The sequence below is a fragment of the Ructibacterium sp. SJQ-7 genome (genome assembly GCF_054696575.1).
In genome coordinates this window covers 597672-623397 of the sequence record NZ_CP195193.1, presented here as the reverse complement: position 1 = coordinate 623397, position 25726 = coordinate 597672, and the positions used below count along the sequence as shown (strand labels likewise).

The 25726-nt window shown below is 38.5% G+C and carries 24 protein-coding genes; 23 read left to right on the top strand and 1 reads right to left on the bottom strand.

The window, feature by feature from the left end; all coding sequences use genetic code 11:
* The first annotated feature begins 15 nt into the window (after positions 1-15).
* From ACSAMO_RS02870 to ACSAMO_RS02760, 23 genes are all read left to right on the top strand, one after another.
* On the top strand, positions 16-2736 hold the full coding sequence (locus ACSAMO_RS02870; protein ID WP_117967633.1) for an S-layer homology domain-containing protein: 2721 nt from the start codon (positions 16-18) through the stop codon (positions 2734-2736).
* A gap of 68 nt (positions 2737-2804) precedes the next feature.
* Positions 2805-3443, top strand: a complete 639-nt coding sequence (locus ACSAMO_RS02865; RefSeq protein ID WP_117967631.1) for a lactate utilization protein — start codon at positions 2805-2807, stop codon at positions 3441-3443.
* A 44-nt stretch (positions 3444-3487) separates the two neighbouring features.
* The gene (locus tag ACSAMO_RS02860; protein WP_117967629.1) at positions 3488-5116 is read left to right on the top strand and encodes a glycoside hydrolase family 43 protein; all 1629 of its coding nucleotides are present in this window, start codon (positions 3488-3490) and stop codon (positions 5114-5116) included.
* Between the two features lie 94 nt (positions 5117-5210).
* Positions 5211-5747: an HAD hydrolase family protein gene (locus ACSAMO_RS02855; protein WP_117967627.1), complete on the top strand. Its 537-nt coding sequence runs from the start codon at positions 5211-5213 to the stop codon at positions 5745-5747.
* A 1-nt stretch (position 5748) separates the two neighbouring features.
* A complete protein-coding gene (locus ACSAMO_RS02850; RefSeq protein WP_499209806.1) occupies positions 5749-5898 on the top strand; it encodes an HAD family hydrolase in 150 nt (49 codons plus the stop codon).
* Positions 5899-6347: 449 nt separating this feature from the next.
* Positions 6348-7196, top strand: coding sequence for a tyrosine-type recombinase/integrase (locus ACSAMO_RS02845; RefSeq protein WP_118447008.1), 849 nt, complete (start codon positions 6348-6350; stop codon positions 7194-7196).
* Between the two features lie 730 nt (positions 7197-7926).
* Positions 7927-8145 carry an excisionase gene (locus ACSAMO_RS02840; RefSeq protein WP_499209805.1) on the top strand — a complete coding sequence of 73 codons (219 nt, stop codon included), beginning with the start codon at positions 7927-7929 and terminating at the stop codon, positions 8143-8145.
* Positions 8146-8236: 91 nt separating this feature from the next.
* A complete protein-coding gene (locus ACSAMO_RS02835) occupies positions 8237-9010 on the top strand; it encodes a site-specific integrase (RefSeq protein ID WP_499209804.1) in 774 nt (257 codons plus the stop codon).
* Positions 9000-9416, top strand: a complete 417-nt coding sequence (locus tag ACSAMO_RS02830; protein ID WP_499210082.1) for a tyrosine-type recombinase/integrase — start codon at positions 9000-9002, stop codon at positions 9414-9416. The genes ACSAMO_RS02835 and ACSAMO_RS02830 overlap by 11 nt, the downstream gene beginning before the upstream one ends.
* A 160-nt stretch (positions 9417-9576) precedes the next feature.
* Entirely contained in the window at positions 9577-10026 is a 450-nt protein-coding gene (locus ACSAMO_RS02825; RefSeq protein WP_117967931.1) for a low molecular weight protein arginine phosphatase, read from the top strand.
* Between the two features lies 1 nt (position 10027).
* Positions 10028-10486, top strand: coding sequence for a ribosomal protein S18-alanine N-acetyltransferase (gene rimI, locus ACSAMO_RS02820; protein ID WP_117967933.1), 459 nt, complete (start codon positions 10028-10030; stop codon positions 10484-10486).
* Positions 10476-11492, top strand: coding sequence for a tRNA (adenosine(37)-N6)-threonylcarbamoyltransferase complex transferase subunit TsaD (tsaD, locus tag ACSAMO_RS02815; RefSeq protein WP_117967935.1), 1017 nt, complete (start codon positions 10476-10478; stop codon positions 11490-11492). Before rimI ends, tsaD begins: the two co-directional genes overlap by 11 nt.
* Before the next feature lie 40 nt (positions 11493-11532).
* Complete coding sequence (gene aroB, locus ACSAMO_RS02810) at positions 11533-12612, top strand: 3-dehydroquinate synthase (protein ID WP_117967937.1); 1080 nt, start codon at positions 11533-11535, stop codon at positions 12610-12612.
* 11 nt (positions 12613-12623) lie between these two features.
* Complete coding sequence (lspA, locus tag ACSAMO_RS02805) at positions 12624-13091, top strand: signal peptidase II (RefSeq protein WP_117967939.1); 468 nt, start codon at positions 12624-12626, stop codon at positions 13089-13091.
* Positions 13072-13983: an RluA family pseudouridine synthase gene (locus tag ACSAMO_RS02800; protein ID WP_117967941.1), complete on the top strand. Its 912-nt coding sequence runs from the start codon at positions 13072-13074 to the stop codon at positions 13981-13983. Before lspA ends, ACSAMO_RS02800 begins: the two co-directional genes overlap by 20 nt.
* Positions 13984-14059: 76 nt before the next feature.
* On the top strand, positions 14060-15121 hold the full coding sequence (locus ACSAMO_RS02795) for a D-alanine--D-alanine ligase family protein (RefSeq protein WP_499210081.1): 1062 nt from the start codon (positions 14060-14062) through the stop codon (positions 15119-15121).
* On the top strand, positions 15121-15933 hold the full coding sequence (gene murI, locus ACSAMO_RS02790) for a glutamate racemase (protein WP_499209803.1): 813 nt from the start codon (positions 15121-15123) through the stop codon (positions 15931-15933). The genes ACSAMO_RS02795 and murI overlap by 1 nt, the downstream gene beginning before the upstream one ends.
* On the top strand, positions 15914-16339 hold the full coding sequence (locus tag ACSAMO_RS02785) for a YwiB family protein (protein WP_022230744.1): 426 nt from the start codon (positions 15914-15916) through the stop codon (positions 16337-16339). Before murI ends, ACSAMO_RS02785 begins: the two co-directional genes overlap by 20 nt.
* 5 nt (positions 16340-16344) lie before the next feature.
* Positions 16345-17802 (top strand): S41 family peptidase, encoded by a 1458-nt coding sequence (locus ACSAMO_RS02780; protein WP_499209802.1) that lies wholly within the window; start codon positions 16345-16347, stop codon positions 17800-17802.
* A gap of 139 nt (positions 17803-17941) precedes the next feature.
* A complete protein-coding gene (locus ACSAMO_RS02775) occupies positions 17942-19012 on the top strand; it encodes an ATP-binding protein (protein WP_499209801.1) in 1071 nt (356 codons plus the stop codon).
* 78 nt (positions 19013-19090) lie between these two features.
* The gene (gene lon / locus ACSAMO_RS02770; protein WP_499209800.1) at positions 19091-21403 is read left to right on the top strand and encodes an endopeptidase La; all 2313 of its coding nucleotides are present in this window, start codon (positions 19091-19093) and stop codon (positions 21401-21403) included.
* Positions 21404-21427: 24 nt separating this feature from the next.
* Positions 21428-22060, top strand: a complete 633-nt coding sequence (yihA, locus tag ACSAMO_RS02765; protein ID WP_022230748.1) for a ribosome biogenesis GTP-binding protein YihA/YsxC — start codon at positions 21428-21430, stop codon at positions 22058-22060.
* 251 nt (positions 22061-22311) lie between these two features.
* Positions 22312-24822 (top strand): S-layer homology domain-containing protein, encoded by a 2511-nt coding sequence (locus tag ACSAMO_RS02760; RefSeq protein ID WP_499209799.1) that lies wholly within the window; start codon positions 22312-22314, stop codon positions 24820-24822.
* A 52-nt stretch (positions 24823-24874) separates the two neighbouring features.
* Here ACSAMO_RS02760 and spo0A read toward each other — a convergent pair whose 3' ends face one another.
* The gene (gene spo0A, locus ACSAMO_RS02755; RefSeq protein WP_499209798.1) at positions 24875-25657 is read right to left on the bottom strand and encodes a sporulation transcription factor Spo0A; all 783 of its coding nucleotides are present in this window, start codon (positions 25655-25657) and stop codon (positions 24875-24877) included.
* Positions 25658-25726: the final 69 nt, after the last annotated feature.

Genomic DNA, 25726 nt, shown 5'->3' with positions numbered 1-25726 from the left:
AAGGGGACATATCTAATGAAAAAAATAACAAAAGTGATTGCGGCGGCAACAGCGCTCAGTGCAGCGCTTGGAGTATGCGCGTATGCTGCGGAGGATACGATAGAGGATAAGGTTATAGCTGGCTATCAGGCATGGTTTAACACGGAAGGAGACGGTTCACCGAGAAATGAATGGGTACATTGGGGCAGACCGGAGGTTGGACATTTGACCTTTGACGCGTATCCTGATGTAAGAGATTACTCCGTGGAGGACTTGAAAGAAACATATTTTGCAGAACTTGGAAACGGTGAAAAATCAAAGCTGTTTTCTTCGTATCGCGCAGGTGTTATAGATAAGCATTTTGAGATGATGCACGATTACGGCATTGACGGAGTTGCGGTTCAGCGATTTGGTTCGGTTACAATAAACGGTGTTGAGGAAAGATTTAAAAACAGCGTTGATATACTGAAAAACGTAAAGGCATCGGCAGAAAAGCATAACGAGCTTTTCTATGTAATGTATGATATATCGGGTCTTAGCGAGGAAAATCTCGTAGAAGATTTAAAGGCGGATTGGCAGCAGGTGATTCTTAACGACTTGGATATTACCTCCTCGCCGTCATACGCAAAGGATAATGGCAGACCTGTTGTATGTCTGTGGGGTTTGGGAATACGCGAAGGTACTGGAGAACAGTATTCCGAACTGATCGATTGGTTTCACGATAAGGGCTGCTATGTAATAGGCGGTGTTTCAAAGAGCTGGAGAGATCAGATAGCGAAGGACGAAGCTATGGAGAAAGCATTCTGTAAGCTTGATATGCTGTCACCGTGGTCTGTCGGCAGTGCAAAAACAGACAGTGATGTTGACAGTGATGCGAGTATTCTTGCAGCGGATAAGGCATATCTTGACGAAAAGGGTATAGCGTATCAGCCTGTAATGTTTCCCGGATTTTCGTGGTCAAACTGGAAGGATAACGCGGTAAGAAATCAGATACCGAGACGCGCAGGGGATTTCATGTGGCGTCAGGCATATAATATTGCAAAGCAAGATATACACTGCGGATACATTGCGATGTTTGACGAATATGACGAGGGTACTGCAATTTTAAAGCTTGCGGAGGACTCGTCTATGATTCCTAAGGATCAATATTTTATAACAGCAAGCGCAGACGGAAGTTACACTTCATCGGATTTATACATGCGGCTTGCGGGATATATTCCAAAAGTGCTGCGCGGCGAAGAGGAAATTACAGAAGAAATGCCGCTGCTGTTAAGTGAAGGTCCTGTTTATTTCAGAAGCGGTTTTGAGAAATATTTTGATGCGCAGCCTGTAGATGGCAACGGTGAGCTTGTAAAGGATGAACTTACATATAACGGCAGATATGCCTTGAAGCTTAATAGAGTGGGCGGCGGAGGCGAAATGTTGACAAAGCTGTCCGAACTTGATTTCAGCGCGGAAAAGATAAATATAGGAATAAGCGCATATCTGGCAGGCGGCAGCGCGGAATTAAGCGTTGGACTTGAAACAGCTGACGGTGATGTATTATACAGCGACCTGAGTTTCGCGAATGGGAAGTGGACTTATAACACTCTTACAGATATATCTGTGGCAGGAAAGAATATTACAGGACTTATTTTGAAGGCTAAAGGCACAGATGATTACAAGATTTATATAGACGATGTAATCGTAACAGAGGACGCTTCACTTATAAATTCACAGGTAAACGGTTCAAAATACGATTTATACGCAAGAAATCTGTATAATCTCGGACTATTGGATGGCGAAAATGCTGATAAATTTGTAATGAATCTTGAGAACGAGGTTACACGTGAGCAGGCAGTAAAGGCGATAATAGGCGTTTTAGGCGAAAAGGCTGACGATAATGCAGAAAATCCGTTTACTGATTTATCGTCATGGGCTGTTCCGTATGTATCAAAAGCTTATGAAATGGGTATTGCTGTCGGCACAGGTGACAAAACATTTAGCGCAAAAGCGACAATTACAAAACGCGAGGCTACCGCAATTTTACTGCGCGCTTTGGGATATCAGGGTGACGCTTACGCAAACTGCGAAAAAATAGCGGTTGAGTCAGGATTATATAAGGATGAAAGCATGTGTGTAGAGTTAGACAGCCCGATTACATATGATGAGCTTGTATTCCTGTCATACCGAGCTCTTTTCACAAACCCGTATCAGACGAATAATGTATTGCTTGGTTCACTGCTTCAAAAAGGCGTAATTAAAAACGAGCAGTTAAACAAGGAGACTGATGTTCTGGAGGAATATAATATGTCTCTTGAGCCGCCCGCAAGAATAATATTCAACGAGGATTATTTCTATAATCTTATGAACATAACACTTAACACTGACCCGACTAAGGGCGATTCTTATACAAAGTCCGAACTAAAAAAGGAAACGGCATGTGTTTTTATTCCTGAAAATCAATATATGTACTGCCAGATAAGCGACACATATATTGCGCCGGAGGATAACAGGGTTAAAGTAACAATAACCTATCTTGACGAGGGTACAGGTGAATTCGGGATACATTACAATTCTTCAGATGAAGCGTTTGAGGGTAATGCAAGAAATTATAAGAATAGTATGTTTGAACCGAGAACAAACAGCGGAGAATGGAAAACGCAGTCTGTAGTTCTTGAAGACGCTTCGTTTAATAACAAACAAAATAACGGCGCAGATATGAGAGTTTTCGGACCTGACATATATATAAGAGAAATAGCGGTGGAGAAGCTTTAAAAAAGCGAGTTCCAACGAAAATAAGCAGTTATTACAAAATAGATTAAAGAAAAGGCTGGCAATCAAGAATGAATGAAATAAAAAAATGGAGTTTAGAATGCAGGGCAAAAGACGCTGTAGAGGTTTTGAATAAACGCAAATTTGATGCGCATTATGCCGATACAGCCGAAGATGCAAAAAAAATGGTTGAGAAAATGCTTCCGGAAGGTGCTGAAATTGCCGTAGGCGGCAGCGTAACGCTTCAGAAAACAGGAATACTTGATTTAATTAAAAGTCCAAAGTATAAATTTATTGACCGCTTTACGAATAAGTCGTGGGAAGAGGAACTTCATAAATATCGTCTGGGTTTCTTGTCAGATGTGTTTGTGACAGGGTCAAATGCAATAACTATGGATGGGCAGATAGTAAATATAGATTGCACCGGAAACAGGGTAGGATGTATAGGCTTCGGACCCAAAAAAGTAATTGTTGTAGTTGGCGCTAATAAAATTGTTGCAGATGCGGCAGAAGGAATTAAGCGCGCAAAATCAGTTGCTCCAATGAATTCTAAAAGAATACATCATAATAATCCGTGTGATGAAACCTGCCGATGTGAGGATTGTACAGGCGAAATGCGAGTATGTAATGTAATAAGCATTATTGACGGATGTTACAAATTCCCTGGACGTATCAGTGTTGTAGTTGTTGGAGAAGAACTTGGCTTTTGATTATGTAAACGATGAGTATAGAACAATGAGAGGATGAAGTATAAATGATTAAAAATCCTATTCTTCCGGGCTTTAATCCGGATCCGTGTATTTGTCGCAAAGATGACGATTATTATATAGCGGTTTCAAGCTTTGAATGGTTTCCCGGAATACCTGTTTACCATTCAAGGGATATGAAAAATTGGGAACTTTACACTCATGTACTCACTGATGATGAAACTGTTGACTTAAAAAAACTTCCCTCCTCGAAAGGTATATGGGCGCCGTGTTTGACATGGTGCGAAAGCGAGAATCTGTTCTATGTTGTTTACGGTGTAATGAACTCAATGAATGCAGGATATTTTGAGGTTGACAACTATCTTATTACAGCAAGTGATATAAAAGGTCCTTGGAGCGAGCCTGTTTATCTGCATTCGGCAGGATTTGATGCGTCAATCCTGCACGATGATGACGACAGAAAATATATAGTGTCACTTGAGTGGGAAACACGAGAGGGCTACGAAAAGCCGGGTGTGATTTCAATGTCAGAATATAATCCTGTAAAGAAAGAAATTATAGGCTATCCAAAACGTATATGGCGCGGCGGTACTAACAGAGGTTGTATTGAAGCTCCGCATCTGTATAAGAAAAACGGATATTATTATATAATGTGCGCTGAAGGCGGAACAGGTTATAATCATTGTGTCACAATGGGAAGATCGAGGAATATATGGGGACCATACGAAAAAGACCCGAATGGTCCTGTGGTGACTTCAAATCCGGTGGAAACGAACGAACGGAATAACATTGACCATTTAAAGCCTCAATATTTTAATCCTTATACTACGCTTCAAAAGGCGGGACACGGAAGTCTTGTAGATCTTCCAAATGGCGAAAGTTATCTTGTTCATCTGTGCGCAAGACCGTTTGTTCCGGAACTGCGCTGTACTTTAGGACGTGAAACAGCAATTCAAAAAATGAAATGGACTGACGAGGGATGGCTCAGAATGACCGATGGAACAAATATTGCAAAGGAATATACGGAGGAAAGCGCATTAGAGGAATATCCGGTGAGTCAAATTCCTGATTTTGATGATTTTGACAGTGATATTCTCGGCAGTTGGTATTACTCGCCGCGTATTATGCCATCGTGCTTTGCAGATATAAACGCAAGAAAGGGTTATGTGCGCCTTAGAGGTCAGGAGTCGAGAACATCATTAAACAAGGTAAGCATACTTGCAAGAAAACTCACAAGCACTTATGCGACTGTAACTACAAAAATGGAATATATTCCAGAAATGCCTCATCAGAGCGCCGGTCTGATATTTTACTATGATAATATGAACTATATCAATCTCCGTAAATATTATAGCGAAACACTTGGACAAAGCGCGCTGTCGATTATACATATTGAAAACGGCGAAAAAGCGGAGATGCTTGATACACGTGTGGCAGTTGAGGATGTCCCTGTATATATGAGAGTAGAAGTACGCGGTCGTAAAATGCAATTTATGTGGAGTCTTGACGGAAAAAAATATATACCAATCGGTCCTGTATTTGATGCTACGAAATTTTCGGATGAATACTGCCGGTATGGTGAGTTTACAGGAACAATGGTGGGTATTACCTGTGCGGATAGAGTCAAACACAAGCATTACGCGGATTTCGATTTTTTTGAATACAAGACGGAATAAATACTATTTTGAATTAAAACGTATTTATAATATTTGTAAAGAGTTTTATTTTAATATATAATAATAGAGAAAATAAAATTAAGGAGAGGCACTAATGATAGTATTTTTTGATTTGGACGGCACACTTATATCTGATGATGGGGCATATATAATCCCGGAAAGCGCTATAAACGCAATTCATAAAGCACAGGCAAATGGACATCTTATGTATGTTGATACTGGTAGGACTATTATGAATATTGAGCAGCGCTTGTTAGATATAGGTTTTGATGGTTATATATGTGGATGTGGAATGTATATAGAGTGTGGCAAAGAAGTAATATTTCAGCATAAATTACCGCAAAAACTATGTGATAGTGTAGCAGAACTAATATATGAGTGCGATATGACACCAATGTATGAACATTCAAAATCATTTTTTACCGATAAACGCTGCCGCTCATTTGAAGGCTTTATGAAACTTAAAAGACGTTTTGAAAATCAGGGTAAGAACTTGTCACCCGACGTAAGTGATGATAATTTTGCTTTTGATAAGCTGCTTGCGTGGTATGATGAGAAAAGGAACATGAATAGATCGTGTACTCAGGTATCATCATATACATTTATCAGATGCCTATGCCATAGGCGATAGTATGAATGATATTCCTATGCTTGAGGCAGTGCCAAATAGTATTGCAGTGGGTGAAAGTCCAGAGAAACTAAAACAACTATCTTCATTTGTTACCAAGAATTTATTAGATGATGGAATTGAGTATGCATTGAGGTATTTCAATATAATATGATATATAGTTCTTTTCAATAAGAACATAGCATAGAAAACTATTACAGAGGACATCGAAGTAGTTTACAGTTTGCTTTTCGCAAATTGCAAGCGTTGGTAAAATAATAGGAATTAAATAAATAAAAAATATATAGTTGATCTCAGAATATACGGGTACATGTGAACACCCCATAATAAGAATATCTCTCTCTCTTTTTTTCTTAAATATAACCGTGTATTCTGTGATGAGTGATATATTCAATATAGTAAGAAGTATATTCAATATGCAGACACATAACTAATTTCAATATTTAATATATTGCGGATAAAAAAGATTTTATTATAAGCATATAAAGCGCATTGCGAAATGGCTAAAAACCGTTTTGTAATGTGCCTTGTTTTTTATAACCATTTTTTGGTATATGACAAATTTAAAAATATATTGTATAATGGTTGTGGAGGAAATTATTGATGTTACAAAAAATTAAGGAATTTGAGAGCTACCTTATTTTGGAGGAAAAGTCAAAAGCGACAGTGATGAAGTACACTCATGATGTAACCGCATTTGTTCAGTGGCTTGACGGACAACAAATCAGCAAAGCGGTTGTTCAAGAATATAAGCAATTGCTGGAGAGTGAATATGTGCCTAAAAGTGTAAATTCAGTATTATCATCGCTAAATTCATTTTTTGGATGGATAAATCATCCGGAATACAGGGTAAAAAGTCTTAAAATTCAGAAAAACACATTTATTGAACCAAACCGTGAGCTTACAAAAGCGGAATATGACATACTTCTTAAAACAGCTTACGAACAGGGGAAAACACGTTTGTATCTTGTAATGCAGACAATTTGTGCTACCGGAATCCGTGTGTCCGAATTGGCATATATAACGGTAGATGCAGTGAAAAACGGTGTTGCAAGCATTAAATGCAAGGGAAAAAATTGTGTTATTTTCATTCCGAGCAAGCTGTGTAAGATGTTACAGCGGTACATTAGGGAAAAGAATATTAAAAATGGAGCTGTGTTTGTTACCAGAAAAGGAAATCCACTTAATCGGAGTAATATCTGGGCAGAGATGAAGCGTCTTTGCATTAAAGCAGGAGTGCTTGCAAGCAAGGTGTTTCCGCATAATCTAAGACACTTGTTTGGTAAAACATATTATGCTGTTTATCAGGATATAGTCCGTCTTTCTGATATTCTTGGACATTCGAGTATAAATACCGCGCGTATTTATACAGCGGAAAGCGGAGAAGTACACCGCAAGAGAATTCAAAATCTCGGTCTTATACGGGACTATTTTCTACACGATACAACATAATAATTGATTATGTTGTGATTATATCATTCGCAAAAGTAATTGTCAATAATTTCCACTACATTTTAGACAAGAATCGTTCGTGAATATAATCTATGAAATGTTGATTTTAGACAGTTTTTTATAATATTTTCAGCCATTTTCATTACAAAATCAATTATTATGTAACAGCCACAAATGTTGTCGCACTAAAATTGCGTTATGTAATGAAAAAAGTGTTTGATTAGCAGTTAAATTTGTTTTCAGATACTCGCAGGTGACATGGCAAAAGCTGTGCCGTCTTATTGTTGTGCTCTCAAATAAATTGTGGAATAACATACTGTTGATTATATAAATGGTCAGTGGAAGAACGTAAAAAGAAAGTCCCGGAAGACAATGCTGGGACAGAATAAGAGCAAGCGGATACATTCCTATATGAATGAGCCAGACGACAGATACGCCATAATCTATAATTTGCTTCTACCTCTTTGTATAATTTCTTTCATTGAAGTATATAGATTGCGATAAATTATCAATGCCGAAAAACAGAATTTGCAAGCTGTGGGCGATAATCTTGTATAGGGACAATGATACTTCTGTCCAGCCGTAGACCGCGCTATAAAAGGCGTGTATGCAAGCATCGGGGACAGTCCGGGCAGAGCGCCGGGAAGGTGAAATTCCTATGGAGCAGTCTTGCAAGCTGCTATTCGTTTTGCCTATATAGGGGGTGATATATTTTTAGGAGGTGCATATTTTGGATAAAGCTTCGGTTAAAAAAATTCCGATATCAGAAAAGTATTTACTGACAATTAAAGAGGCGTCGGAGTATTTTAATATCGGAGAGAATAAAATGTACAGGATAGTTAATGATTTTTTGGAATCCGATTATAAATTTATTGTTCAAAATGGTAGTAGAACAATGATAAACAGAAAAAAATTTGAATCCTTTTTAGATGAAACGACATCAATTTAGGAAATATAAAAAAATAGTAGAAATTTAGTCATAGATGTGATATACTAATATTACACTATGGCTTCTTTTTGTTAGAAAGGAGCAAATATTTATGAGTGAAAAAAGAAGAGATAAGAAAGGAAGGATTTTAAGAAACGGCGAATGTCAAAGGGATAATGGTTTATACCAATTTGACTATGTTGATATATTTGGTAAGGCAAAATGTGTTTACAGTTGGAAACTTGAAGAAACTGATCCGCTTCCTAAAGGAAAGAGAAAATGTATTTCATTAAGAGAAAAAGAAAAAGAAATATTGAAGGATATTGATGATGGACTTATACCATATGGTGGTAATCTTACGGTGTATGAATATGTTATTCAAAGAAGAGGAGTGCGAGAAAATACAAGAACAGGTTACAATACTGTATTGAGACGCTTAGAGAAAGAACCTTTTGGTATGCGTAGGATTGATGAAGTGAAAATTTCAGATGCAAAGCTTTGGCTTATAAAGCTTCAGGAAAATGATGGATTAAGTTACAGTACCATTCATAGTATAAGAGGTGTTTTACGACCGGCGTTTAAAATGGCTCTGGATGATGAACTTATACGAAAAAATCCGTTTGATTTTTCTGCTTTTACAATTATTGTAAATGATGGTGTAAGACGAGATGCATTGACACATGATCAAAAAAGAAAATTTTTGGCTTTTATCAAAAATGACAAGCATTTTTGTAAATATTATGATGCAATATATATTCTGTTTTATACGGGTATGCGTATTTCAGAATTTACCGGATTGACTATAAATGATATTGATTTAAAAGCAAAGAAAATCAATATTGAACGCCAGCTTATACGCCCAAGTAATATGAGGTATACTATATGAAAAACCCAAAACGAAGGCAGGAAAAAGGATTATACCGATAACAGATAATGTATGTCAATGTTTTGAAAGGATTCTTAATAACAGAACGTCCTTAAAGATTGAGCCTGTCGTAGATGGTTATTCGGGATTTCTCTATTTAGATAAAAACAATATGCCTACTGTTGCAATGCATTGGGAAAAGTATTTTCAGCATATCCGCGAAAAATATAATAGCATATATAAAGAAGAATTGCCGCTAATAACACCTCATGTTTGCAGTCATATGGCAAGTGCAGGAATCAATCCAAAACATTTACAGTATTTGATGGGGCATTCAGATTTAAGCGTTACTATGAATACATACACTCATGCAGAGTATGAAAATGTTGAGAAGGAGCTAAAACAGCTACAATGCGCCGTCCTGTAAATTCGTCAAAATCGTCTTATTTTACAGAGGATTTACAGAAAATGACCATCAAATTAAGTGGCAAATCATAAGAAAGCATAAAATTAACAGATAATGTAAAGTGTCGAAAAATGTAGGCATAGAGCCAAAAATAAGGGTTTAAAGGAGTTTAAAAGAGTTTATGAATATACTGTTTGTATGTACAGGCAACACGTGCAGAAGTGCGATGGCGGCGGCGATAATGGACAAAATCGCTGTTGAAAACGACCTTGATGTATTTATCGAATCAGCCGGAATATTTGCCGAGGACGGTCAAGGTGCAAGTGAAAATGCGATTAAAGCACTTATGAAATACGGCATAGACTTATCAGGCCATAGAACACAGCCTGTAACGGAGGACCTTATAAAGCAATGTGATTTAATCCTAACAATGACAGAGGGACACAAGCAAATACTTGAGCCTTTGGCAAAAGGCAAGGTATACACATTACTTGAATATGCAGGTTCAAGCGGTGACATATCCGATCCTTACGGCGGTGACCTTGAAGAATATGAAGAAGTTGCACAAGAGATTTATGACGCGCTTGTAGACATTGCGGAAAAAATCGCAGATATGCAAAGTAAAAAGTGATATGAAAAATATTACGATAACACGAATGACAGATGATGACGTTGCGGAAATTGCGGAGCTTGAAAAAAAGTGCTTTGCAGTTCCGTGGTCGGAAAAATCTTTTCACGACGAAATGCAAAACAAACTTGCGGTGTATTTTGTCGCAAAGGATAATGGTAAGTGTATAGGCTATGCAGGGTTTTGGAACGTGTCGGGTGAGGGTGACATAACAAATATCGCAGTACTTCCGGAATACAGAAAAAACGGAATAGGCAGTATGCTTATCAGTGAAATGATAAAAACAGCCATTACATTAAAGCTGGAACTTTTAACTCTTGAAGTCCGCAAAAGTAACATAGCGGCCCAAGGGCTTTACAAGAAATACGGTTTTGATATAATAGGTGAGAGGAAAAGATATTACAGTGATAACGGTGAGGACGCTTGGATAATGACGAAAAGCTTTGAACCGTGTGAGGAGTGATAACGTGCTTATACTTGGAATTGAAAGTTCATGTGACGAAACTGCGGCTGCTGTCGTAAAAGACGGCAGAGAGGTTTTGTCTAATGTAATAAATACGCAGATTGCACTGCACAAAAAATTCGGAGGTGTTGTGCCGGAGGTTGCGTCAAGACGGCATATTGAAACGATTGACGCGGTTATAGACGAGGCATTGGAGGAGGCAAACGTAACATTTGACGATATTGACGCGATTGCGGTTACATACGGTCCGGGTCTTGTCGGTGCGTTGCTTGTCGGAGTATCAACGGCAAAAGCACTTGCGTTTGCACTTAACAAACCGCTTGTGCCGGTACATCACATAAAGGGACACATAATGGCTAATTTTGTGGCACACAAAGATTTAGAACCGCCGTTTGTATGTCTTGTTGCGTCAGGCGGACACAGTCATATTGTGAGCGTTGAGGATTACACGCATCTTGAAATAATGGGCAGAACACGTGACGATGCGGCAGGTGAGGCGTTTGACAAAATAGCTCGTGTGCTTGGTTTGGGTTATCCGGGCGGCCCGCTTATTGATAAACTTGCCAAAGAGGGTAATCCGAAAGCGGTTGATTTTCCACGCGTGAGAATGGATAAAAATTCGCTTGATTTCTCATTCAGCGGTGTTAAAACAGCGGTCATAAATTATCTTCACAAACTTGAACAAAACGGTGAAGAATATAATAAAGCCGACATTGCCGCAAGCTTTCAGGATGCGGTTACGGACGTTTTGTGTGAACACACGATAGAGGCGGCAGAACAGAAAAACAGCAAGATTATCGCACTTGCAGGCGGTGTTGCGTCAAACAGTGCGTTGCGTGAAAAAATGACAAAACTTGCAGGCGAAAAGGGCATAAAAGTTGTATATCCGGAGCCTATACTTTGTACGGATAATGCAGTAATGATAGCCTGTGCGGGATATTACGGTTATCTTGAAAAGAATTTTGCGGATATGACGCTTAATGCGATACCGTCACTTTCACTATAAGGAGACACTAAAAACAGGGACACTAAAAGGAATATTGAATATGGAAAATTTATTTGTTGATTTAGGAAAAAAATCATACGATATACTTTTTTCGGATAGCTTTAACGGCTTTGCAAAAGCAATGTCGGATATAAATGCACCGAAAAAATTACTTGTTGTAACGGACAGTAACGTAGAAAAACTATATGCCGACGAAGTAAATGATTTACTTATAAAAAACGGCTATGATTCAAAAATATACGCATTTACGGCAGGTGAAGAAAACAAGGGTATGGATACAATACTCGGCATATGCGGTGCGTGTATCGAACACGAAATGGACAGAAAAAGTATGATTGTAGCACTTGGCGGCGGCGTGGTAGGAGATATGGCAGGATTTGCCGCGGCAATATTTATGCGCGGTATTGATTTTGTGCAAGTGCCTACAACACTACTTTCACAGTCGGACAGCTCTGTCGGCGGAAAAACAGGTATTGACTTTATGGAAAGCAAGAATATTTTAGGTGCTTTTCATCAGCCGAAACTTGTGTACATAAATGTGGCAACTTTGAAATCACTTCCGAACGAACAATTTGTTTCGGGTATGGGAGAGGTTATCAAGCACGGAATTATAAGAGACAGCGAGTTCTTTGATTATATCGAGAAAAACAGCGACAAGATAAAAACACTTGACAATGAAACGCTTATAAAGATGGACAAGATAAATTGTTCGATTAAGGCTGACGTTGTTGAGCAGGACGAAAAAGAAAATGGACTTCGTGCAATTCTCAATTTCGGTCATACAATCGGTCACGCGGTCGAATCGGCATACGATTTTAAGATGACTCACGGTGAGTGTGTCGGAATCGGTATGGTCGGTGCATCGTATATTGCGTATAAGCGAAATATGATTGATGAAAGTACATTAAATCGTATTGAGAACGTACTTGATATGTACGGTTTTAAAATTCGTGTTGATTTGCCTGAAAAAGAGGTTGTTTACGGCTATATGCAGAAGGATAAAAAGAAAATTGCAGGTAAATTAAAATTTGTTTTGCCGACAAAAGTCGGCGAGGTTATGCAGACGACTGATGTTTCAAAGGACGAAATATTTGCTGCATTCGATTATATTACAAAATAAGGAGATTATATATGCTTTGGCTTATTATTGCGATGCTTATAATTATAGCCGATCAAGCGGTAAAATACTTGGTCGTTTCGGGTATGAATGTAGGCGATACCGCATTTTCGATACTGAATTTATTTGATATAACATATATTCAAAATAAGGGCGCGGCATTTTCATTACTTTCGGGAAAACTCTCGCTTTTGAGCATTATTTCGGTTGTATTCTGCGTTTGTGCGGTAATATACTGGATAAAGAAAAAGCCGACACATCCGCTTTTGTGTACATCGATTACAATGATGTTTGCGGGCGCATTCGGCAATGCAATAGACAGAATTTTCAGAGGTTTTGTTATTGACTATATACAGACGTCATTTATAAACTTTCCGGTATTCAATATTGCCGATATAGGTATAACTGTCGGTGCGATATTGCTTGTGGTTTATTTTATTTGGTTTGATAAAGAGGATAAAAATGCAGACGTTAAAAATTAATGCGGCAGAGGAAAACAAAGGCGAAAGACTTGATAAATTCATTGCGGACAATTCGGATATTTCGAGAAGTTATGCGGCAAAATTATGCGAGGACGGTCTTGTGCTTTGCGGAGAAAAACAGCTTTTAAAGAAATATAAGATTTTGGGTACGGAGGAAATAACGATAAATGTACCCGAACCCGAAGAACATTCTATTGAGCCTGAAAATATACCGCTTAATATCGTATATGAGGACAGTGATGTTATCGTTGTGAACAAACCGCAGGGACTTTGCGTTCACCCTGCACCGGGTAACGAGAGGGGTACGCTTGTAAACGGTCTTGTCTACCATTGCGGTGACGAACTTTCTGCAATTAACGGTGTAATCCGTCCCGGGATTGTGCATAGAATTGATAAGGACACGTCGGGACTTTTGATAGTCGCAAAAAATAATGAGGCACATTTGAAGTTGTCGGAACAGCTTAAAGAACGCAAAGCAATGCGTAAATATGTTGCACTTGTAAACGGCAATATAAAAGAGGACAGCGGCACAATAAATAAGCCTATCGGCAGAAATCCGTCTGACAGAAAGAAAATGGCTGTTGTATTCGGCGGACGTGAGGCGGTTACGCATTTTAACGTACTTGAACGATTCGGACAATATACACTTGTTGAATGTATCCTTGAAACAGGCAGAACACATCAGATAAGAGTGCATATGGCGTCAATCGGTCACAGCATAGTAGGCGACCCGCTTTACGGAATTAAAAAAGAAAAGTTCAATTTAAACGGTCAGTTGCTTCACGCAAAAACGATTGGTTTTGTACACCCGCGGACAGGCAAAATGATGGAATTTACAAGTGATATACCGGAGTATTTTGAAAATGTACTCGAAAAGTTGAGAAAAAGATAAACTTTTAATAAATACACTTGCAATTTAGTGACGAAAAAGGTATTATAATATTATATAAAGTTTTAGGAGTGATTACATAATGTTAGAATTGTGTGTTATTTTCGGCGGACAGTCACCGGAACACGAAATTTCAAGAAAATCGGTTACATCGGTTTTAAATAACCTTAATAAAGATAAATACAATATTTCAACAATAGGAATTACAAAAAATGGTGCATGGTATCTGTACACAGGCAACTATGCAAAGATTGAAAGCGGAGAATGGGAACAGGATACGGAAAACAAGAAGAAGGCAATTCTTTCTCCTGATGCAGAGGATAAGGCTATACTTGTTTTTGAAGGTGATAAGGTTACGAAAATTCATCCTGACGTTATTTTTCCTGTACTTCACGGTGAGTTCGGAGAAGACGGAACAATTCAAGGTCTTTTTGAACTTTCGGGAATACCTTATGTCGGTATGGGTGTAATGGCGTCTGCAAACGGCATGGATAAGACTTCATCAAAAATCGTGTTTGCAAGTGCAGATATTCCGCAGGCTGATTGGGTTGTTGTAAATAAAACAGACAACTTTGCAGATAAGATGGATGAAATCGAAAACAAGCTTGGTTATCCTTGCTTTGTTAAGCCTGCAAGAACAGGTTCGTCTGTTGGTGTGGGAAAGGCTCACGACAGAAAAGAATTAAAAGCCGCACTTGAAAATGCCGCACAGTTTGACAGAAAAATACTTGTAGAAGAAAATATCGACGGTCATGAGGTTGAATGTGCCGTACTTGGTAATGAGGACGTAAAAGCCGCAACAGTAGGTGAAATTATGCCAACTGTTGAATTTTATGACTTTGATGCAAAGTACAACGACAACTCAACAGAACTTCAAATTCCTGCCGATCTGCCTAAGGAAACAATCGAGCAAATCAGAGAGTATGCCGTAAGAGCGTTTAAGGCACTTGACGGCAGCGGACTTTCAAGAGTTGACTTTTTTGTTAAGCACAGTGACGGAAGTGTTGTATTAAATGAAATCAACACACTTCCGGGATTTACAAACATAAGTATGTATCCGAAACTATGGGGTGCTGTCGGTATAGAATACAGCGAGCTTTTAGACAAACTTATCGAGCTTGCGGAAAAGAGAGTAAAATAATGGATAACAAATGTATAGGTGTTTTTGATTCAGGACTTGGAGGACTTACTGCCGTAAAGCAGATAATAAATGAGTTACCGAAAGAGGACATTATATATTTTGGTGATACGGGCAGAGTTCCTTACGGCTCGCGTTCAAAAGAAACGTTGCTTAAATATACAAGAGGCGACATACGTTTTCTAAACACATTTGATGTGAAAATTATAGTTATCGCTTGCGGAACTGCAAGTTCTGCGGCATTGCCTGCGATTAAGGACGAATTTGACGTGCCGATTATCGGCGTAATTGACGCGGCTGTTTATGCGGCGGTAAGAGCGACAAAGAACAAGAAAATCGGCGTTATAGGTACGGCGGGAACAATCAAAAGCGGTGAATACGAAAAGCAGATAAAGGCATATGACAGAGAGATGCAGACTTTTGCAAAGGCTTGCCCTATGTTTGTACCGCTTGTTGAAAACGGATATTTCGATACGGAGGTTACGAGAATTATCGTGGCGGAATATCTTGAAGAAATAAGAAATCAAGGTGTTGATACACTTATTTTGGGCTGTACGCATTATCCTTTGATTGAAAAGGTTATAAGAGAATATATGGGTGATGACGTTACACTTATAAATTCGGGTGCGGAGGTTGCAAAGTATTTAAAAAAGAAACTTACAAAAGAAAACCTTCTGCATGACGGCAAGTGTGACGAAAATCAATACAGATATTATGTAAGCGATGATATATCAAGCTTTGAGGAGCTTGGCGGAATTTTCCTTGAAAGAGAAATTAACGGACAGGTGAATAAGATTGACATTGAAAAATACTGATAACGAATATCGTATAACGGTCAGCAACAGACAGACGATTGATTCGGAAACCGACACAATAGAAGAAACGGCTTACGGAAATTACACCGAAAAAAACGGTAAGCAGTATATAACGTACAAAACAGAAAATGACGGAGATAAAATTTCGTCTATGATAAAAATAGACGGCAACGAGATACTTATAAAACGTACGGGAAGTGTAAATTCGTCAATGACGTATAAGGTTGATACAAAGAAAGAGTTTTTGTATCATTTGCCTTACGGCACAGTGCCGATGGAGATTGAAACGCAAAGAATAGTATCAAAACTTGACGAGAACGGCGGAACTATCGAGCTTGTTTATACACTTACGGTACAGGGCGAAAAATATTTTAACGATATGAAAATAACAGTAAGTAAGAGGTAGTGCATATGAAGAAGAAATTGACAGCGGCTATTTTGTCTGTTGTTATGTTGCTTATGTCGGGAAGTGTTTTTGCGGCTGAAACAGAAACAGCGGAAGAATCAAAATACAGCGGTGAATACGGTGCATTTGAACAAATGGCAAAATATGTTGCCGAAAGATATATAGACGATTCACTTACGGAAGAAGAAATAATGAAACAGGGTCTTTCAAAGTTGCTTGAAAATAATGACCCATTGTTGGTGCAGTTGTTGAAGTCAATGCTTGAAAGTCTTGATGATTACAGTGAATTTTACACTCCGGAGGAGTATAAGGCATTTCAGGATAAATTAAATCAGAATTTTTACGGTATCGGTATATCAATGAAAATGTCTGATGACGGTTATGTTGAAATTGTGGGTTTTCTCAATGAGGACAGTAAGGCTGAAAAAGCAGGACTTAAAATCGGCGACAAGATTTGCAAGGTTGACGGTGAGGACGTTACGGGTTGGAGCATATCCGAAGTGCGTAACAAAATAATCGGCGAAGAAAATACAAGCGTCAGAGTTTCCGTGTTGCGTGACGGGGAAGAACTTGAATTTATAACAACGCGTGTTGCGGTACATGAAAATTCCGTTAATTCGGCTGAATTGAAGGGTAATATAGGTTATATTCAAATTATAACCTTTAATTCGACAACTACCGATGAATTTACAGATGCACTTGATTGGATGCGTGAAAAGAATATTAAGAAGATAATTCTTGATTTGAGAAATAACGGCGGCGGTCTTGTATCGTCATCAGTTGAGATTGCACAGCAGATTGTTAAAAAAGGTAAGATAATCGACGTTAAATTCAGAGATACAAAGTATAACGTTACATATGAATCAAAGCTTGATAAGCCTGAATTTGACTTTGCGGTACTTGTAAATGAGCATACTGCGTCTGCGTCTGAAATTCTTGCAAGTGCAATTCAAGATTCCAAGGGCGGTACTCTTATCGGAACAAAGACTTTCGGTAAGGCGGTAATTCAAAATACATATCCGCTTTCAAACGGTTCTGTTTTTAAACTTACAACAGGTCAGTATGTGACAAGAAACGGTAAGGAAATAAACCATATCGGACTTACACCTGATGTTGAAGTTGAAAATACTACAGACAGAATAGATACATCAAAGTATACGCCGTTTGATTATACAACAAAACAATCATACGGTAATTCGTCCGATAATGTTAAAGCCGCAAAGGAAAGACTTTATCTGTTGGATTTCTATAACGGAAATACGGACAGTGATGTATTTGACGATGAATTGAAAACTGCGATAAAGGACTTCCAAAAAGCAAATGATTTGCTTTCATACGGAGTCCTTGACATACCGACTCAAAAGAAAATTGAAAAAGTTTTTTCAAAGATTGAAGTGACAACAGATAATCAGTTTGAAAAAGCATACGAATTGATGGGCGGAAATTTAGAAGATTTGAATTAGACATTACTTAGACAACAGAGCAAAAAGCTCTGTTGTTTGCGTTAAAGACTAAAAATATTCCCATAGACATTTTGGAATAATTAAAATTACTCTGAAAAGAATATAGTTAGAGTATTAAGAAATGTCCGGAGGAATAGATATGAATAGTGTAATAATGATAACACAGTTTTTCTTTACACTTGTTATAGGAATGTATTTTTTCACAAAGCTGAGGAATGAAAAAAGCGACAGTGAAACCCTTGCAAACAATTCAAAAAAAGAGGCTGAACACCTTAATTATATGCGACATATACATTTGTCTGAACCTGTAACGGAAACGGCAAGACCTAAAAACGTGAATGAAATAATAGGTCAGGACGACGGAATAAGAGCGATAAAAGCGGCACTTTGCGGTCCTGACCCGCAGCATATTTTGATATACGGACCGGCGGGTGTCGGCAAAACGGCAGCGGCAAGAGTGGCGTTGGAATGTGCAAAGAAAAGTAACGGCACACCGTTTTCAAAAAATGCGAAGTTTATCGAAACAGACGCAACGATAATGCGATATGATGAAAGAAGCATTGCCGATCCGCTTATCGGCTCGGTACATGATCCGATATATCAAGGTGCAGGCGCATACGGCGTTGCAGGTGTACCGCAGGTTAAAGAGGGAGCGGTGTCAAAGGCTCACGGCGGAGTTTTGTTTATAGACGAAATCGGCGAATTACAGACTTGCCAGATTAACAAGCTGTTAAAGGTGCTTGAGGACAGGAGGGTTATGTTTGAAAGTGCATATTACAGCGAAGAAAACAAAAAAATCCCAACGTATATACACGATGTATTCAAAAACGGCATACCTGCAGATTTCAGACTTATCGGTGCAACAACCAGAAAACCGGAAGAAATTCCCGAGGCTGTTCGTTCAAGATGTGTCGAAATTTATTTTAACCCTTTGACGAGGGATAATATAGAAAAAATAATTTACGGTGCGGCTGAAAGAATAAAAATCAATATAGAACAAAATGCGGTTGAGATGATTGCACGTTATGCGAAAAACGGCAGAGATGCGGTTAAAATTCTTCAAATGGCTAAAAATATTATATTTCTTGACGACAGAAGAAACGTAACTTTGGACGATATTGCGTGGATTTTAAAAACGTGTCATTATACAAACGGATATATAAGCAGTGATGAAAAAATAATTGATATATCGGTCATAAAACCTAAATAAAAAACTGTAAAAAACAGTTGAAAATTATACGAAAAAATTATATAATAGTAATATTAATCTTATAGGAGTGAAAACGGATTGGAAAAAGAACTAAAACGTGTGTCGGTAGTGCCAATGCGTGGAATGGTTTTGTTCCCGCATATGACGCTTAATTTTGACGCGGCACGAGAAATGTCTATAAAAGCACTTGAAAGTGCTGCTGAAAATGATTCAATAGTATTCCTTGCGGCGCAAAAGGATTATACAATAGAACAACCGACTGTTGACGATATATACAGTATAGGTACGTTTGCGGTTATAAAACAGGTTATGCGTATGCCCGGCGGTATAACAAGAGTTATAGTAAAGGGATTGGAACGTGGAATTATTGAAAATTTCATTTCCGAAAAGCCGTTTTTTGAGGCAGAAGTACAGGAATTTGACGATTTGTACGAAGAAAATCATCCTTTAAAACAGGCTTATATAAGACGACTTAAAAAGTCTTACGAAGAATATTTTTCTCAAAATCCAAAACTTACTGCCGATAATTTTATGGCGGTTATGGGTATTGAGGAAATAGGCGAACTTTGTGATGTGATTGCCACAAGTCTTGAAATTGACACAAAAGAAAAACAGGAAATTTTATCTGAATTTGATTCATATGACAGAGCGGAAAAACTTATAATTACAATACAAAATCAGCTTGAAGTATTGAAGTTGGAGCAACAGCTTGCACAGAAAGTCAAAGAAAGAATTGACAAAAATCAAAGAGAATATTATTTACGTGAGCAATTAAAAGTGATACAGGACGAGCTTGGTGATACTGACGGCATAAAGGCGGAAGTAGAAGAATATAAGCAGAAAATAAACAAATTGAAAACCGTTAAGGATACGAAAGAAAAACTTATGAAAGAAGTTGACAGGTTTTCAAAAATGCCACCGTCATCAGCTGAAAGTTCGGTGCTTAGAAATTATCTTGATACTGTTTTAAGCCTTCCTTGGAACAAACTGTCAAAGGAAAGCTTTGATATTAAAAATGCCGAAAAGATATTGAATGAGGACCATTACGGACTTGAAAAAGTCAAGGAACGCGTGCTTGAATATCTTGCGGTCAGACAGAACACAAAAGGCAAAAACGGTACGATACTTTGTTTTGCGGGACCTCCGGGAGTGGGTAAAACGTCGGTTGCAAAGTCAATCGCACGTTCGCTCGGCAGAAAATATGTCAGAATATCTCTCGGCGGTATTCACGACGAATCAGATATAAGAGGTCACAGAAAGACTTACATAGGCGCTATGGAGGGCAGAATTATAGCGGCAATGAAAGAGGCAAAAACAAAAAATCCGCTTATTTTGCTTGACGAAATTGATAAAATGGGTGCGGATTATAAAGGTGATCCGTCAGCCGCACTTTTGGAAGTGCTTGACTATGAACAAAACGGAACATTCCGCGACCATTATATTGAAGTACCGTTTGATTTGTCGCAGGTGTTGTTTATCACAACAGCAAATTCACTTGATACGGTTTCAAGACCGTTGCTTGACAGAATGGAAATCATTGAACTTTCGGGTTATACAAGCAATGAAAAATTCCATATTGCAAAGGATTATCTTGTGAAGAAATCTATGAAAAATAATGGACTTGATGACAATGATTTGACAATTTCAGATGACGCGATTGAGGCTGTAATCGAATATTACACCCGTGAGGCGGGCGTCAGAAAACTTGAACAGCAAATAGGTAAGATATGCCGTAAGGCGGTTAAGAAACTTCTTGAAAACACCGAAAGACCGATAGAGGTTACAAAGCAAAATCTTGAGGAATATCTCGGTAAGGAACGTTTCCATTTTGAAAAAATGAATGAGCAGGACGAAATAGGTGTTGCAAGAGGATTGGCTTGGACGTCGGTAGGCGGTGACACGTTGTCGATAGAAGTTAACGTTATGCCGGGAAGCGGAAAAGTCGAACTTACAGGTAAGCTCGGCGATGTTATGAAAGAAAGTGCAATGGCGGCAATCAGCTACATAAGAGCAAATTCACAAAAACTCGGTATTGCGGAAAATTTCCATAAAACAAAGGATATACATATTCACGTGCCGGAAGGCGCAGTACCGAAAGACGGTCCGTCAGCCGGAATAACAATGGCAACAGCAGTTGTATCGGCGCTTACAAAAAATCCTGTAAGAAGCGATATTGCAATGACAGGTGAAATCACGCTTAGAGGCAGAGTTCTTCCGATAGGCGGTTTGAAAGAAAAGTCGCTTGCGGCATTCAGAGCAGGAATAACCGATATTATTATTCCGAACGAAAACAAAGCCGATATAGACGATGTCCCTAAGGAAGTAAGAAGCAAAATCAATTTCATACCTGTAAAGAGTATGGATACTGTACTTGAAAATGCTTTGAGATAAGTGAAGAAAGGAATGATATAAATTATGAATATACATAATGTTAGCCTTACAATTTCCGCAGTACGTCCAAACCAATACCCAACGACAGGTTATATGGAATTTGCATTTGCCGGACGTTCAAATGTCGGTAAATCTTCGATGATAAATAAATTGCTTAACAGAAAATCGCTGGCGAGAGTATCGGGTACACCGGGTAAAACAATTACGATTAATTTTTATAATATCGACGATACAATTTATCTTGTTGACTTGCCGGGTTACGGATATGCACAGCGTTCAAAGTCCGAAACGGAAAAGTGGGGCAAGATGATGGAGGATTATCTTGCAAACCGTGAACCGCTTGTGCAGACGATATTGCTTGTTGACAGCCGTCATAAGCCGACTAAGGACGATATAACAATGGCAAATTGGATTCGCCATTATCATACGAATTTGATAGTTGTTGCAACAAAAATGGATAAGCTTAAAAAGAGAGAGATTGAGCCGAATCTTCAAAGAATTTGGGAAACTCTTGAAATGGGCGAAGATGATATTCTTGTACCGTTTTCAACACAAGATGATGAGGGCAAATATACTGTATGGGATATGATTGAAATGATGCGTGCAGGTGAGCTTTATTACAGTGATGATGAAGAAAGCGAAGAAACAGAAGAATAAAAATACGCCACCACTCCGCCTTTCAGGCATCTCTCCTCAAGGAGCGGCATACTAAGGCTCCCTTTGAGGGGAGCTGTCGTCAAAGCCGACTGAGGGGTGGCAAGAAAGATTGGCACATTTTACAACCCACAAAATACACATCACACACAAAACGGAACTGAGATGTTCCGTTTTTTTACGGAAACAAATGGAACAAAATTGAATTATTTAACGTCTAAATAAATATAAATATACAAAAGGAGGACGAGGAATTGAAGAAAATATTAGCAATTATAGTATTGCTTTGTGCATTGGGGGTAAGTGCATCGGCAGCAGATATGACATTTACGCCTGAAGGTGAAGGCAAGTGGATTTACTGCAACAATCCCGAAGCAATCAGAAATCAGGACTTAATGAACAGTGACGACAATCCGCCGTCATATATTATGAACAACGAAAATCTTGAACCGGATTTATATGACTTTCTTATTTGTCATATAAATTACACTGACAGTAACGGCGGTTACGGTGCAGGATATGAAATTGAAGTTGATGTTGAACTTACAGCTGTTGAGGACAGTGAAATAACTATAAACAAAGCCTTTTTTGAGGCTGTTGAGGACGAGTCGTTTATATTCAGTGACGGAACGTGGTCAAAAGAAACAAACAAATTCGGTTGCATTAACGGACTTGCGTCAATGCTTGGTGTAAACCTGTCACAATTAAACGGTGCCTGGTTATACGAGGCAAAGCCATATGAGCCTGTAACTGTTGAACTGAAAAAAGGCGAAACAATATGGCTTAGCGACTATATGGACGATTACACAAGTATCGGCTATCACAAGCCGTCACAGATACTTGGAGAATTATCACTTAATTACGGCAAAATGAATTTTAATGTTGCGGCATTCAAAACGGGTGATGAACTAAAGGACAGAAGCAGTTTTGACCCGAATGCAAAGTTCGGAAAATATTCATACACAAGAACGGAAAAAGGCATTGCCGATTCACTTCCAAAGGTTAATGTTGACCTTGAATATACTATTGACAATACATACAAAGACGGTGAGTATATAAAAAACAAAGTATTCAATCAATATCAGCCTGACGGCTATGTCACGGACGCGTGGTGCACCAATCTTAATCCGCAGGACGATATTTGGTCGAAAGATATATCTGTACAATCGGACTTGCTCACTTTGACATACAAAGATGATTCAAAACTTGATTATTACGGCTCTAATGTAAAGGAAAAAGAAAAAAATAATTTATGGATATGGGATCCGTATCACAGTGATACTGCGGAATATCCGGGTGCGTCAACTTGGTACAACAGAGAGGACTATGTTCCAAATTATGAACTTTCCGTTAAACGCAGTAATCAAGGCTACGGTTGCAGTATGGGCAACTATTGCGTAACCGAGGCATATAATTTAAAAGTTAAGAACGTAACGAATAAAGACAAGTATTTTGAATACGTTGCCGAAACTTCGTCAAATATTGCGGTGTATGTTGAGGACGAAAACGGCAAGCACAGCGGTCTTTTGAAAGACGAGTCAAGTCCTGCTAAAAAAGATACAATGGCAAGTGTATTAATTCCGGCAAACAGTGAAAAGGCATTTACGATTAATATGGTATTACCTATAAATTACGTCGGCGGTATAAGAAATTCATTCAGAGTATGCAATGAAAGTCATATTGATAAGTATTACGAAGATTATGTCGATGAACCGAGAGCAGAGCAAGGACCGATTACAACAGGTGTCTTGGCATCGGAAGTAAAGGACGAATTGCCGCAGGAAGTAAAGGATATTATAAACGGTAATTATGACAGTTACGAACTTTTGAAAACAAATACCGGATATATGTTAAGATGGATTGAATGGGACGGCTGTCCTTATTACTACACTTCAGAGTGGGGGAAGGTAAAGACAATTTACTATCTTGACAAAAATTATAAAATAAAAGATAAGTATGAATTTGATAAACTTATTCAGCTTGCCGTTTATTATGACGGATATTACTATGTTGAGGACGCAGACGGAAACAGATTTAAGTCGGCAGACGGTCAGAAGTGGGAGAACTATAATCATCGTATGCCGCTTGCAAATATAACATTCAATAAATCAAAGCCGTCAAAGTGGGCAGAAAAAGAAGTTAAGAGAGCGTATTCGCTTGATGTTGCACCGTACAGATACAAAGATACACTTGTGTATACGGACAATATGACGCGTGAAAAGTTCTGCATAATCCTTGCAAATATGCTAAAGGCAAAGGATAAATTGCCGACAGAGCAGAATGTCAAATTCAGCGATACAACAAGAGAAGAAGTTTCGCTTTTGGGTACGGCAGGAATTATAAGCGGTTATGAGGACGGTACGTTTAAACCTAATAATTCGATTACGCGTGAAGAGGCGTCGATGCTTTTGTATAAGACAGCACAGTATATGGGGTATAACGATTTCTATGAGGATTACAAATTGTCGAATTATAAGTATGCCGATGATGAAGAAATAGGCGAGTGGGCAAAAGAGGCTGTTTATCAGATGAACAAAGCCGAGATAATGACAGGTATGGGCGACGATATGTTCTCACCTAAATCAAATTATACAAATGAACAGTCAATCTCAACTATTATGAGATTATACGATTTGCAGAATAAACCTAAATCAACACCAACGCCAACTTTAGCTCCGACACCTGAGCCGACAGAAGTACCGACAACAGAGGAAACAGACATTCCCGAAACAGACGGCGGAGAAACAACAGTTCAAGAAAATTAACAAAAAAGTATCCTCAACAGAGGATACTTTTTTTGAGAGAAGATATATTTTATTATTTTAATTGAAGTCTGATTCTGTCGGCAACCATTGCGATAAATTCTGAATTTGTCGGCTTGCCTTTGCCTGTGTGGATTGTGTAGCCGAAAATTTCATTCATAACCTCAGGCTTACCTCTGCTCCAAGCGACTTCTATTGAGTGGCGGATTGCACGTTCGACACGGCTGGCGGTGGTATTATATGCCTTTGCAATTTCGGGATAAAGCTGTTTAGTGATGAAGTTTAACAGGTCCATATTTTCAACAACCATCATTATTGCACTTCGGATATATTGATAACCCTTAATATGTGCCGGAACACCAAGCTCGTGAATGAAGTCCGTAACGATAGTTTCAAGGTCTGTTTCTTCGGCTTTTTGAACTGTTATATTGTGTGAAAGCGGTATTGCGCTAACCATAGGAACAGATGTTAAATCTTGAATAACTTCGTATACACGTTCGTTGCTTTGTGGCTTTAAAAGACAGTAGTCTATTAAAGGACTTACTGACGCAGCCATTTTAATTGCTATTGATGAAACGGAATAAACTATGATTTTAGGCTTTTTATCAAATGTCAAAGTCTGCATACGCTTTAAAACTCCTATACCGTCAAGTTTCGGCATTACAAGGTCAAGAATTATAACGTCGGGTCTGGTTTGAGAAATAAGAGTGTAAGCCTCTTCACCGTCTGTTGCAATAGCCGTTACTGTCATATTAGGCTTTGCACCTATGTATGATGATAATTCCTTTGCTAAATCTTCGTTGTCATCTGCTATTAGTACAGAGATATTGTTGTTCATAAGTAAGTCCTCCTATTGTATAAAGTTAATATGATGTCTACTATTTGTAAATGTTTTCCATTACGTAAA